Genomic DNA, 12,820 nt, shown 5'->3' with positions numbered 1-12,820 from the left:
CGGGGCACGCGCATGCGCCTGGCCCCGCCGCCGCCGGACATCCGCCTCGCCCCGCGCCACGAGCACGAGCCGTTGCTGCGCGCCCTGGCCTTGTCGCTGGCGGCGCTGGAGCGGCAGTCGGCGATGGCGCTGGCGCTGTCGGCCGATCCGCTCGACAGCGCGATCGACCTGCCGCCGGGCGCGCCCAATGCGATGGACCGCGCCCAGCTGCAGGCGGCCGCGCCGCTGTACTTCGCCGCCGAACTCGAAGCCGCCGGCCTGCTGCCGACCGCCGAGCTGATCGCCGGCCTGTTCGCCAGCGGTGCGATCACCCAGCCGCTGGGTCCGGGCGCGCAGCTCATCAACAGTTTCTGGCGCGCGCGTCGCGAACGCCTGGACGTCAACGAGCGTCAGGCGATCTTCGCCCGGGTGATCGAAACCCCGTACTTCGAACGCCTGATGGCGGCCTTGTGCGAAGCGATCGTGGCCCAGGCCGACGGCGGCGACCTGCGCGAGCGCGTGGCGCTGGAAACCGCGTGCGCCTCGCTGGGCGAGTTCCTGGCGCTGCGCGTGGACCCGATGGCGAACCTGGCGGCGCGCGACATCGTCGCCAACATCAACCTGGCCCTGGGCTTCCTGCGCGATCGCATGCTGCAGGCCGCGTTCGGGGTGAACTCGTTGTGGCAGCTGGTCGCGATAGCGGGTGCCACCCAGGGCCAGAGCGCGAGCCTGATCCAGCGCCGCGTCGATCAGGGGCGCGCCGGCCAGACCGTGCTGTTGTGGCTGGCCGAGCACTACGCCGATCCCGCACCGCAGATCGCGGCCGAGGACTACGAGCTGATCGGCGCCGCCCAGCGCTGGCTGTCGGGGCGCATCGCCGCGCCGGCATCGGGGTCGGCGCCGACCTTGTCGGCGGCGGCCTGAGATGAGCGTCGCCGCCGCCCGTGCCGCTGCGTCCGCGTCGGCTGCCGCGCCGCCGCCGCCGTGGATCCGCAGCGCGGTGCGCGATGTACTGGAGCAGTCGCCCAACTATCAGAGCCTGTCGCTGCAGGACCGGCAATCGCTGGCGCGCTCGATGGTGCGGGTGTCGGCGCTGGCGGCGGACCTGATCGCCGAAGAAGGCCAGGCCGATGCGGAGCTCGCGCAGCGCGCCTCGCCGCCGCTGGCGCGCGCGCAGGACCAGCCAGGCTTCGCCGCGGCCGCCGACCGCGTCGCCGACACCACCCGCAACGTGCTCAATGCGGTCTCGTTCCCGCGCTTCGTGACCGACCTGATCAACGGCGTGTTCAGGGCCATGCTCGATTCCAACTCGCAGCAGATGCAGATGTACGTGCAACTGCTCAACAGCGTGTCGGCCTCGGCCGAGGGTTTCGAGCGCAGCCAGTTCAGCATCATCCAGGTCCGGCAATGGGTGGCCGAACATTTCCCGCAGAACATCGAGTACGAGCAGCCCGAGGAGGGCGAGGAAGTCGATCCCGAAGAGGCCGCGGAGATCCGCCTGCGACTGCGCGGCGGCGCTTCGATGCCGAGCGCGGAGGAGATACGCGCGCAACTGGGCATGCAACCGGAAGAGTCGGTCGACGCCAGCAACCCCGAGCAGCTGGTGCCGCTGGCGCGGCGCTACATCGCGCGCCAGCGCCAGCAGATGCTCGCGACCATGGTCATGCTGGGCATGCAGCGCATCGTGATCGACAGCGGCCGCATCAACGCCTCGATGCGCTTCCACGTCGACACCCGCAGCGCGGCCAGCGAGGACCGCGGCAGCCAATTCAACATGAACAACCGGGTGCGCGCGTCCGGCAGCTTCGGGGTCGGCCCTTGGGGAGCCAGCGCCGAGATCGAGAACAACATCGGCTACGTCTCGACCCAGCGCTCGCAGAGTTCCGAGGAGATGAACACCGACCTCGAACTCAATTCCTCGGTCGAGCTGAATTTCCGCAGCGATTATCTGCCGCTGAATCAGATGGCGGCGCAGGCGCAGGCCGACCGCATCCGCAATACCTCGATCAACCCGGCCGCCGAGCCCGATCCCAACGTCGCCCGCAATGCGCGCCTGGCCTCGCAGCAGGCGGGCGATCGCGAGCGGCGCACGGCCATGGACACCGCCATCGCCGATGCCGCGCGTCCGCCGCCGCGGCCGGCTACGCCGCCCGCGCCCGCAACCGCTCCAGCAACGGCACCCGCGACCGCACCGGCAACTGCGGCGCGGCCTGCGACCGCACCAGCCACTGCGCCCGCTACGGCGCCGGCCACTGCACCCGCCACGGCACCCGCGACTGCGCCGGCTACCGCACCAGCGACCGCAGCTCGCCCCGCGACTGCACCTGCCACGGCGCCCGCAACGGCACCTGCAACGGCACCTGCAACAGCACCCGCGACGGCACCCGCGACGGCACCCGCAACAGCTCCTGCATCGCCTCCGCATTAGCGTCGCCGCGTCCGACTGCATCGCGCTCAAGCGAAAAACGCCGCCTATCGCAGGCGGCGTCGCCAGCAGGCAGCAGGCCGCCCCAGTCGCCGTCTATAGACGAACCTGGGCATCTCCCAGTGGTAGCGGATCGTTATCACCCGCACCGCCAAGCCGATCGCAGCAGCATCGGCACGCTCCCCCACAGCCGCGCGCCGGCTCGCGGCCTGTCGCATGCGGCCGTGCCATACCCTCACGGTCATGGTCTCGCCATCGCTGGCCCGTTGCGACCTGAGCCGCCGCGCAGGGACATGACGCCCGCGCTCGCGATGAGGGAGAATGACGCCACGGGCCGCCGTCGCGTCCCGCGCCTTCGGAACGCCCCGCATGAAAATCCTGGTCACCGGCAGCGCCGGCCACCTCGGCGAAGCGCTGATGCGCCGCCTGCGCCACGACGGTCACGAAGCCCTCGGACTGGACGTGATCGCTTCCGCCTACACCGACGCGGTCGGCTCCGTGGTCGACCGCGGCCTGGTCGCGCGCTGTATGCGCGGGGTCGACGCGGTCCTGCATACCGCGACCCTGCACAAGCCGCACGTGGCTACCCACAGCCGCCAGGATTTCGTCGACACCAATATCTCCGGCACCCTCAACCTGCTTGAGGAAGCGGTGTCCGCCGGCGTCGGCGCGTTCGTCTTCACCAGCACCACCAGCGCTTTCGGCCGCGCCCTGACCCCGCCGCCGGGCGCGCCCGCGGCCTGGGTGACCGAGGATGTGGTGCCGGTGCCGCGCAATATCTACGGCGTGACCAAGATCGCGGCCGAGAGCGTGTGCGAGCTGTTCCAGCACAAGCAGGGCCTACCGGTGCTGGTGCTGCGCACCTCGCGCTTCTTCCCGGAAGAGGACGACCTCAAGTCGGCGCGCGACGCGTTCGAGGACGCCAACATCAAAGCCAACGAACTGCTGTACCGGCGCGTCGACATCGAGGACGTGGTCGATGCCCATCTGCTCGCGATCGAACGCGCGCCGGCGATCGGCTTCGGCCGTTACATCATCAGCGCGACCACGCCGTTCACCCGCGACGACCTGCAGCAGCTGCGCGAGGACGCACCGGCGGTGGTCGCGCGTTATGCGCCAAGCTACGAGGCCGAGTATGCGCGCCGCGGCTGGCGCATGTTTCCGGGCATCGAGCGCGTCTACGTCAACGAGCGCGCGCGCACCGAGCTGGGCTGGCGCCCGCGCTACGACTTCGCCTACGCACTGCAGCGCCTGCGTGCGGGCGAGGACGTGCGCAGCGATCTGGCCCGCGCGATCGGCCGCAAGGGTTATCACGCTGAAACGTTCGCCGAAGGGCCCTATCCGGTCGATTGAGCGCCGATCGGCACCGTTCAGTCGGACAACGGCGCTGGCGGGTGGAGGTGGCGGTACAGGGCGTAGAAAATGCCGGTGATACCGGTCAGTGCGGCGGGCAGGTACAGGGCGTCGTAGCCGAAGCCGCGGAACGAGAGCGCGCCGATCAAGCCGCCGGCGAAGAAGCCCGCGACGATCAGGGCGCTCAGCGACAAGCGTTGCCGCGACAACGGCCGCCGTCGCAGGGCATGCCCCAGGCCGATGCCCAGGTCGGTGATCATGCCGCTGAGGTGTGTGGTACGGACCACCGAACCGCTGTAGGTGCTCGCCATCGCGTTCTGCAGACCGCAGGCGACCGCGGCGAGCAGAGCGCCGAGGATCTGTTCGCGATGGAACAGGGGCACCGCCGCGAACAGCAAGGCCGATTCGATCGCCAACGCAACGCCGTAGCGACGTCCCAGACGCAGGGTGCTGTCCTGCACGATCATGCCGCTCAGCGCGGCACCGGCGAAGAAGGCCAGGATCATGCCCGACAGATGCGCCGCCGCGCGCAGGTCGGCGCCGGCCAGTGCCGCGGCGAGCAGGGAGGTGGTGCCGGTGAGGTGGGTGATTGCCTGGTGTTCGAACCCCAGGAAGCCGATCACGTTGACCATGCCGGCGACGCAGGCCAGCGAACTGGCGCCCAGCCAGACCCAGCGCGGCAGATGCTGTAGACCCACTCAAGCCTCCTGGGTGTGGGTGAGGTCCGCTGGCCGCACGCACGCCTCGCTCATGGTTCGGTCGGCAGGCTGTAGTCGAAGTCGTAGTAGTGCATGCCGTCGGCGATCTCGATCGCCATGGTGCCGCTCAGGCCGGTCAGCTCGTCGCTGCCGGAATCGGGCACGACCTGCAGGACCAGATTGGGCGTGCCGCGATCCATGACGGCGCTGTGCTGCAGCACGAAACTGCCGCGGCGGCCGCCCAGCGTGCCTTCGACGCGCTCCATCGCGACATAGCCAGCCGAGCCGGCGACCACGCTGCGGAAGGCCAGCATCTGGCCCTGGCTGCCGCCCTCGAGTTCGCCGTGGTAGTGCTTGTCCAGCCACATGCGGCCGATGTACTGACCGGCGGCGGCATCGTCGGCGGGTTGCGGAATCATCTTGACGTCGAAGACACCGCGGATACGCGTGCTCATGGCCTGTCCTTGCATGTGCGCGTGGTCCGCGCGAAGCATCCGATGCTCGCTCCGGCCGTGGCAGGCGTCAATCGCCGCCGTCGACCACCGGCCATGCATCGGTCGCGAACCGACGGACGGCCGCGCATTGCGTGCCGTGCCACCCGATCGCCGGCAACGGTCTGATCCCGGCATTCAACGTGCCTTGCACACTTGTTGCTGATACAGCTCGACGACACGGCACATAAAAGATGCATTTCGACGGAGTTTCCGGCCCAAACGGCCAGGTTAAAGGCAGATTGCAACAAACCGCCACTACCATCGCCGGCGTGAACGCGGCCAACCGCGGACGCATCGCACACTGGCGCCCAGCGGCGCATCGCGTTGTGACGCCGGCCGCAGTTGCGTGGCCGCAAGGCGACGATGATCCGCTGCATTGTTGCCGGGCCCCCGAAGACGGCGCAGTCCGTCGGGGGGCGCGAACACGCATCGCAGGCGCTGGGGACGCTTGCGGGCGATTGCACCGGCGGCTCGCAAGGGCCGCGCCGTCGGTGAACTGCAATTCGTCACGCCGGCGCGCAGCGTCCGGCGGCGATCGGAACCGCGTACGCGGCCGGGCCTGTGCCCGCCGCGCGCCTCGCCCTGATGACAGCGATCCGGTGCGACCCGCGCGCATCCCCTTGCAACCAATCAGGAAGATTCCAGTGAACAAGACGCACAAACAACGGCCGGGCCGCGGCGCGGCCGCGACGCTCGCGCTGGCCGCAGCGTTCGCGATCGCCCCCAGCGCCGGCGCCGCGCAGCGCACCCTGCAATTGGCGGAAGACGGTACGGTCACCGAGCGCATCGCGCCCGCGCGCGCCGCCTCGATGCTGGCCGCGCCGAGCAACCGCGTATGCCGGCCGGGCGCCAAATGGATACGCCTGGGCTTCAAGTCGCTGGAACTCAAGCCTTACGACTCCCTGGTCATCCGCAGCTCCGGCGGCGATGTCTACAGCTTCGAAGGCAATCACTGGAACGGCCGCGCCTTCCACGCCCGCGCGCTGCGCGGCGATTGCGTCGACATCCAGCCCTACTTCGGCAACCCCGACAGCGGCTACGAGGTGGAAAGCTACGACTACGGCCTGAGCGCGCTGGAAGCGACCCCGGTCGTGGTGGCCGGCGCCGGCGACATCTGCGACTCCAGCGGCAACGCCTGCGCGGGGACCTCCGACCTGATCGTGGCGATCGCCCCGGTCGCGGTGTTCACCGCCGGCGACAATGCTTACAGCAGCGGCACGCTCAGCGAGTACAACAACCGCTACGCGCCGACCTGGGGCCGCTTCAAGGAGTTGACCAGCCCGACGCCGGGCAACCACGAGTACAACACCACCGGCGCCAGCGGCTACTTCGACTATTTCAACGGCGTCGGCGCCCAGACCGGTCCGGCCGGCGACCGCAGCAAGGGCTATTACAGCTGGGACGTGGGCGAGTGGCATTTCATCGCCCTCAACACCATGTCCGGCGGCACCGTCGCCAGCGCTCAGGTGACCTGGCTGCAGAACGACCTGGCAGCGAACACCAAACCCTGCACCGCGGCCTACTTCCATCACCCGCTGGTGAGCCGCGGCAACTACACCGGCTATAGCCAAGTGAAGCCGTTCTGGGATGCGCTGTACGCGGCCAAGGCCGACCTGGTGCTGGTCGGTCACGACCACAACTACCAGCGCTACGGCAAGATGAATCCGAACCAGGCCGCGGCTAGCGACGGCATCCGTCAGGTCCTCATCGGCACCGGCGGCCGCGCCTTCTACGGCCTCAACGGCAGCCATCCGATGCTGGAAGCCAGCAATGCCAGCACCCACGGCGTGCTCAAGCTGACCCTGAGCGCGACCGGCTACACCGGCGAGTTCGTGCCCAAGGCCGGCAGCAGCTACACCGACAGTTTCAGCGGCACCTGCAACAAGGGCGCACCGCCGGCCAACAACATGACCCTGGACGCGGTGCGCGACGTGACCGTGAAGTCGAACGGCACCCGCGACAATGGCGCCATCCTGTACGCCGACGGCGACGATGCCGGCCTGCAATTGCGCGGGCTGATGGGCTGGAACCTGAGCGCCGCGGCCGGCCTGGACATCACCTCGGCCACGGTCTCGCTCAACGTCAGCAACCTGTCCACCGGCGCCTACGACCTGTACCAGGTCACCGCTGCGTGGACCGAGGCCGATGCCACGTATGCCGGCGCGACCCTGGGCACCAAGCTGGGCGCGGTCACGCCCAGCGGCACCGGCGTGCGCACCATCGCGCTCAACGCGGCTGGCGTGCAATTGGTCGAAGACTGGGCATCGGGCGCGGTCGCCAACCACGGCGTCGTCCTGGTCAACACCTCCGGCGTCATCGACGGCGTCGACTGGAGCTCGCGCGAAGGCGCCTCGGCTCCCAAGCTGACCCTGAGCTACAACGGCAGCGGCGCCAACGCGGCGCCGGTCGCGAACTTCAGCGCGGCGGTCAGCGGCTTGAGTGCAAACTTCACGGATAGTTCCACCGACAGCGACGGCACGATCGTCTCGCGCGCCTGGAGCTTCGGCGACGGCACCACCTCCACCGCGACCAACCCGAGCAAGACTTACGCGACCGCCGGCAACTACACGGTGAGCCTGACCGTGACCGACAACGGCGGTGCGACCCATACCAAGACCGCCACGGTCACGGTGACCGCCGGCGGCGCGCAGACCTACAGCAACACCGCCGACTACACCGTCAGCGACAACGCCACGGTCGACAGCCCGATCACGGTCTCCGGCCGCAGCGGCAATGCCCCGAGCAAAGGTGGACCTGGTGGCTCCGGACGGTTCGCTCTACAACATCCACAACCGCAGCGGCGGCAGCGCCGACAACGTCAACAAGACGGTCACGCTGAACCTTTCGAGCGAAGCCTTGAACGGCACCTGGAAGCTGCGCGTCAACGACAACGCCAACGGCGATGTCGGCTATATCGACAGTTGGAGCGTGACTTTCTGAGCGCGCGCGACAAGGCGAACGCTCCGGCGGTGCCGGGGCGTCCGCGGTCTCAGAGCGAGCGGCTGATGGTGAAGCTGCCGAAGACCGGGGTCTGCTTCTGGCCCTCGAATTCGCGGGTGCGGTGGTAACGCGCCAGGGCGAACTTCCAGCGTCCGTACATGAAGGCCATGCCATAGCCGGCGTCGGCGACGAAGGGCCGTTTGTCGACGCTGTGGCTGTCGCGGAAGCTGTTCCCGTCCAGGGTGATGTCGTACAGCACCCAGCGTGCGTCCACGGTCAGGAACAGGTGCGCACCGAACTGGTTGGGGCCGCGGGTCCTGCGCGTCGGCGCGGTGTTCTCGCCGGCCGGACGCAGCGGCGTGCTGCCGAAATCGTCGGGCAGGTGGCGGCCGAAGCGCCATTCGGCACCGAGGTTGGCGTAGGTCGCCAGGTTGCCGACGCTGCCGCCGTAGTGGCCGATCGCGTCCCAGCCCCAGGGGCCGTTCTCTTCGTCGCCGGCCGAATAGCGGCGCATGCGCTCGTGGACCAGGCGCACCACCGGCTCGTCGTGGAGCTGGTTGTCCCAACCCTGGAAGGTCTCGTCGCCGAGCAGCTTGTGGACTTCGTTCTGCACCTGCTTACCGTAGGCCGAAGGCCCGACGATGCCGAACTGCAGCTGGGTGGTGCGCAGCCGGTCGCCGTTGCGCGCGTTGTAGCCCAGGCTGGCGAGCAGCGCGCCGGCGTAGGGGCGGTCGTCCTCGATCAGGTCGCGGCGGCTGTAGTCGGTCGGGGTGAAGATGCCCTGGGCGAAGCTCACCACCATGTTCTGTTGCTCGAAGCCTTCCGGCGTGAGCGCGCTGACGTGGCGATTGATCCAGCGCGCCAGGCGCGGCAGGCAGGGATCGTCGGTGTAGTCGACCAGGTTGGGCGAGACCAGGGTCAGCTGCACGCCGTTGCTGTAACCCTGGTCCTGACCGCCGAACAGGTCGTTGTCGACGCGGAAGTTGACGGTGGGCGGGAGCTTGGTATGGCCGGTGACGCAGGTTTCGCGATCGGCGGCGTGGGCGCAGGCGGCGCTCAGCAGAAGGAACAGCAACAGGGCAGTGCGGCGCATGGGCGGGGACTGAAAGCGTGAGCTGATGGGCGTGCGGATGTCGCGAGCCGCGCAGTGCGGCTGCGTTCGCGACCCGTCGGCTCCGGATGGGGGCGTCCCCGCTGCAAAGGAAGCGCAGGAATGCGACGCAGCGTCCCACCGGTGTGTTCCGTTGCGGGCGCGCGGCCCTTATGCTCGAAAATCGGTACTCGGCATCGACGAGATGCAGGAAGATGCATCGGACGAGCTTGACCGCGCCGGGACTTCGTCGTCGAGGTTCGCAGGATCAAAGTCCGCGATGCTGAGGCCAGCATGTCAAAGCCCGCATGTCGAAGCATGCACGTCGAAGCACGCACGTCGAAGGCCGCGACCCCCATTTCTCCCACGCCGGAGCCTGCACATGATCGATCTGTATTTCTGGCCCACGCCCAACGGCCTCAAGCTCAAGCTATTCATGGAGGAGTCCGGGCTGGCGCACCGGATCGTGCCGATCAACATCGGCAAGGGTGAGCAGTTCGAGGCCGAATTCCTGAAGATCTCGCCCAACAACAAGATTCCGGCCCTGGTCGATCACGACCCGCCCGGCGGCGGGGCGCCGCTGTCGCTGTTCGAATCCGGCGCGATGCTGCAGTACCTGGCCGAAAAGACCGGGCGCTTCCTGCCCGCCGATCCGCGCGGCCGCGCCGAGACTCTGCAGTGGTTGTACTGGCAGGTCGGCGGCCTGGGGCCGATGGCGGGGCAGATCGGCCACTTCAATATCTACGCGCCGGAGAAGGTGCCGTACGCGATCGACCGCTACACCCGCGAGACCCATCGCCTGTACGGCGTGCTCGACCGGCAACTGGCCGGGCGCGCGTTCATCGCCGGCGAGTACTCGATCGTCGACATGGCCTGCTACCCCTGGATCGTGCCGCATGCCTCGCACGGGCAGTCGCTGCAGGACTTCGCCGAACTGCGGCGTTGGTTCGAGGCGATGCGCGAGCGTCCGGCCGTGCAGCGCACCTATGCCGAGACGCCCCAGTCCTACGCGCCGAACACCCAGGTCAGCGACGAGGAGCGCCGGATCCTGTTCGGCCAGGGCGCGCCGTCGCGTTGAATCGCGGCCTTCAGCGCACCAGCACGACGTCGTCGCGCAGGTTGCTCGGGCGATAGGCCGAACACAGGCGCAGGCGCTGGTACACGCTCTCGTGCACCAGCGCGCCCGGGCGCAGGATGCGCGCACGCGCGCGATGCGGGCGCCAGTGCCGCTCCCAGCGCCCGTCGGCGCTCTGCGACCAGCGCGGTATCGGCAAGCGTTCGGACAGCTGCCACAGCCAGTGATGGATCTCGTCGTGACGCGGCGCCAGCGCGAACCGCTGCATCGCTTCGTCGTCGCTCAGGTCGGGCAGGCCGGCCTCGGCGCGTGCCTGGGCATCGGTCAGCAGGCCCGCGGCCTCGGCCTCGCGCAACATCCAGGCCAGCGGAATCCGCGCCAGCTCGATGTCGCGACCGCCGGTGGGGTAGCCGCCGCCGACATCGCCGTGACCGCCCGCGAACCAGACTTCGCGCACGTCCTGCTGCGGCGACGGCTTCGGCGTCCACAGGTTCTGGACGAAATTGCCGCGGTGCTCGTCCAGCGCGACCGCATGGCGCACCGTGGCGACGATGGGGTTGGACGCGGTATGGCTGTAGACCCGCGGCAGCCACGGCAGGCCGACCGAGCTGACCGTGTCCCACAAGCCGAGGAAGTGCACCGGCACGCGTCGCGAGTAGCTCTTGCGGAAACTGCGGATGCGCCGGAAGTAATCGCGCAGGGCCTGCTGGCGCCGCGGCGAGGCCGCATCGGCCTGCGGCGGGAATGCGGGCAGGCTTTCGTAGGCCTGCCACGCGAATGCGACCATCTCGCGCATGCCCGGATGCAGCAGTCCCACGGTAGCGAGCATGCCGGCCAGCACCCGCACCGAATAGGCGCCTCGGCTGAAGCCGAACAGGTAGAGGCGGTCGCCTTCGCGATAGACGTCGGACAGGAATTGGTAGGCCGCGCTGACGTGGCGCTGCAGCATCCAGCCGCTGCCGGAATCCAGGCCCATCAACGCGCGCCGACGCAGCGGCCCGAGCACGCCGATCGGTTCCAGCGTACCCACGCCGGGCTGATAGTAGGTCAGCTGCGCGGACGATTTCTCGATCAGCCGGTACAGCCGCTGCACATGGGTGCGGGCGTCGGCGGGGGAGTTGTTGGTGCCGTCCAGGCAGACGACGATATTGCGCGGTGCGGTCATGAACTGCCTCGCGTGGGCCGCTCATTATGGCGCGCGCCCATCGCACAGACTGCGACGGGGTGCCGCCCCGCGCTCAGCGCTGACGCCGCAGCTCGGCCAGGCGCTGGCGCACGCCGGCGATCAAGGCGTCCAGGGATTCGTAACGCGGCACGCCGTAGCTGTCGGCGGTGATGTCGACATTGCCCTTGCGCCAATAGCCTTGCGGGCAGGCCAGCAGGACCTTGCCGGAGGGCGCGTGCAGGCCCAGTTCGAGCAGGGTGATGGGGCTTTGCGAGGACGGCGCGAAGTACATCAGGATCACGTCGGCGCGGTTGAGCGCGGACAGTTCCCATTCGACCTGTTTGCGGAACTCCGGCTCGGCGGCCGAGGGCTTCCAGGCCGGATTCCAGTCGTCGCGGCGCGGATTGAGCAATACCACGCCCTCGTCGGCCAGTGCCCGTTCGACCCGCGCCTGCCAGTTCTCCGAACCGCCCATGTCTATGCTGCCGGCCAGGAACACCTTGATCCGCTCGTCGTCGGGCAGGGCCTGCGGGGATTTGATCGTGACCGACGCGGTCGTGACGGGTTCGGCTGCGACGGGTTCGGCCGCGGCAGGTTCGGCTGCGGCAGCAGGCAGCGTTGACAACAGCAGCAGCGGCCAGAGCAATAGGGCTTTCATCGCGACCTCGGGCGAAACGGCGGGACGCACCTTTCGGCGCGCCCGCAGTCTAGCCCAGGGCCAGCTCTATTCCAGTACGCCGGTCAGCGCAGGCTTCCAGCATTTTTTGGCGATCGCCTCGAAGCCGCTGGCCACCGGATGGATCTCGTTTTCCCATTGCGAGACGGTCTTGAGCGTGTCGCGCGAATCGACCAGACGCATGTTGGCGTTCTGCGACACGAACGCACGCAGCGCGCGCGCGAACTGATCGACCAGCCAGGTCGTGAGCACGCGCTGGCGCTTGGGATCGGTCAGGCCGACGTTGTCCAGGAACGGCTTGACCCACGGCCCCATCGTGAACGGGCCGAGCTTGAACGCCTTGCCGCTGGGGAAGATGTAGTCGTAGGTGTGGACGTAGATGATGGTGTCGCGCGACAGGAGGTCGCGGATCTGCACCACTTCCTTCATGTCCTTGATCGCATAACGCAGCGCGTGTTCGAAGGTCTCCAGACGGATGTGGTCGAACACCTCCGGCGGAATCTCGCCCCAGGGCCCGGCGCCCGTGGACTGCGGTTGCGCGGCGGTCTTGACGAACTCGCGCAGCTCCTCGCCGACGATGTCGTTGCCGCCGTTGGACAGCAGGATCGCGTCGAAGCCGAAGGTGCCGATCTCGCGCTGGATCCGCGGCAGCGCCGCCTTCCACATCGCGCTGTCGCGACCGGCCACGCCTTCGCGCAGGAACAGCGTCTTCTTGAACAGGCGCGCGATCTGCTTGTTTAGGTCGGTCGGATGCGGCACGTACTGAAACCAGGAGTCGCCGAAACACAATGCGCGCTTGGCGTCGGGATGCTTTTCTATCGCCGCCGGATACTTGCTCAGGACCAGATTGTTGTTGCCGATGTTCATGCTGCACTCCTTGTGCGGGTGGTTCCTTCATGCTCCAACGCCGGCCGCGGGGGCGGCC

Annotated in this window: 11 protein-coding genes; 5 read left to right on the top strand and 6 right to left on the bottom strand. The window is 68.6% G+C overall.

Annotation, left to right across the window (positions count from 1 at the left end; translation table 11 throughout):
• The first annotated feature begins 12 nt into the window (after positions 1 to 12).
• The 3 genes from ASD78_RS09225 (at position 13) to ASD78_RS09215 (ending at position 3,757) form a co-directional block, all read left to right on the top strand.
• Positions 13 to 903 carry a hypothetical protein gene (locus ASD78_RS09225; protein ID WP_056100490.1) on the top strand — a complete coding sequence of 297 codons (891 nt, stop codon included), beginning with the start codon at positions 13 to 15 and terminating at the stop codon, positions 901 to 903.
• 1 nt (position 904) lies between these two features.
• Complete coding sequence (locus ASD78_RS09220; RefSeq protein WP_056100487.1) at positions 905 to 2,407, top strand: hypothetical protein; 1,503 nt, start codon at positions 905 to 907, stop codon at positions 2,405 to 2,407.
• Positions 2,408 to 2,773: 366 nt separating this feature from the next.
• Positions 2,774 to 3,757, top strand: coding sequence for an NAD(P)-dependent oxidoreductase (locus ASD78_RS09215; protein WP_055904598.1), 984 nt, complete (start codon positions 2,774 to 2,776; stop codon positions 3,755 to 3,757).
• A 17-nt stretch (positions 3,758 to 3,774) separates the two neighbouring features.
• Here ASD78_RS09215 and ASD78_RS09210 read toward each other — a convergent pair whose 3' ends face one another.
• Together ASD78_RS09210 and ASD78_RS09205 are read right to left on the bottom strand one after the other, a co-directional pair.
• Complete coding sequence (locus ASD78_RS09210; RefSeq protein WP_056100484.1) at positions 3,775 to 4,455, bottom strand: YoaK family protein; 681 nt, start codon at positions 4,453 to 4,455, stop codon at positions 3,775 to 3,777.
• A gap of 50 nt (positions 4,456 to 4,505) precedes the next feature.
• Positions 4,506 to 4,910, bottom strand: coding sequence for a DUF3224 domain-containing protein (locus ASD78_RS09205; RefSeq protein ID WP_055904592.1), 405 nt, complete (start codon positions 4,908 to 4,910; stop codon positions 4,506 to 4,508).
• A 683-nt stretch (positions 4,911 to 5,593) separates the two neighbouring features.
• Here ASD78_RS09205 and ASD78_RS21190 point away from each other — a divergent pair.
• Positions 5,594 to 8,017 carry a PKD domain-containing protein gene (locus ASD78_RS21190; RefSeq protein WP_056100481.1) on the top strand — a complete coding sequence of 808 codons (2,424 nt, stop codon included), beginning with the start codon at positions 5,594 to 5,596 and terminating at the stop codon, positions 8,015 to 8,017.
• On the opposite strand, the gene ASD78_RS09195 is transcribed toward ASD78_RS21190, so the two are convergent.
• Positions 7,939 to 8,982 (bottom strand): lipid A deacylase LpxR family protein, encoded by a 1,044-nt coding sequence (locus tag ASD78_RS09195; RefSeq protein WP_056100478.1) that lies wholly within the window; start codon positions 8,980 to 8,982, stop codon positions 7,939 to 7,941. The two genes, ASD78_RS21190 and ASD78_RS09195, sit on opposite strands and share 79 nt — an antisense overlap.
• A 379-nt stretch (positions 8,983 to 9,361) precedes the next feature.
• Between ASD78_RS09195 and ASD78_RS09190 the strand changes: the two genes are divergently transcribed.
• Positions 9,362 to 10,057 carry a glutathione S-transferase N-terminal domain-containing protein gene (locus ASD78_RS09190; protein ID WP_056100475.1) on the top strand — a complete coding sequence of 232 codons (696 nt, stop codon included), beginning with the start codon at positions 9,362 to 9,364 and terminating at the stop codon, positions 10,055 to 10,057.
• Positions 10,058 to 10,067: 10 nt separating this feature from the next.
• On the opposite strand, the gene ASD78_RS09185 is transcribed toward ASD78_RS09190, so the two are convergent.
• The 3 genes from ASD78_RS09185 to ASD78_RS09175 form a co-directional block, all read right to left on the bottom strand.
• A complete protein-coding gene (locus tag ASD78_RS09185; RefSeq protein WP_056100472.1) occupies positions 10,068 to 11,219 on the bottom strand; it encodes a DUF2235 domain-containing protein in 1,152 nt (383 codons plus the stop codon).
• Positions 11,220 to 11,292: 73 nt separating this feature from the next.
• Complete coding sequence (locus ASD78_RS09180; protein WP_082575514.1) at positions 11,293 to 11,877, bottom strand: nucleoside 2-deoxyribosyltransferase domain-containing protein; 585 nt, start codon at positions 11,875 to 11,877, stop codon at positions 11,293 to 11,295.
• A gap of 66 nt (positions 11,878 to 11,943) precedes the next feature.
• Positions 11,944 to 12,762 carry a hypothetical protein gene (locus ASD78_RS09175; protein WP_055904574.1) on the bottom strand — a complete coding sequence of 273 codons (819 nt, stop codon included), beginning with the start codon at positions 12,760 to 12,762 and terminating at the stop codon, positions 11,944 to 11,946.
• Between the last annotated feature and the right edge of the window lie 58 nt (positions 12,763 to 12,820).

This window comes from Lysobacter sp. Root667, assembly GCF_001427715.1.
Lineage (GTDB): Bacteria > Pseudomonadota > Gammaproteobacteria > Xanthomonadales > Xanthomonadaceae > Lysobacter.
Note: the sequence above shows the minus strand (reverse complement) of the source record. Positions and strands in the feature narration are given on the sequence as shown.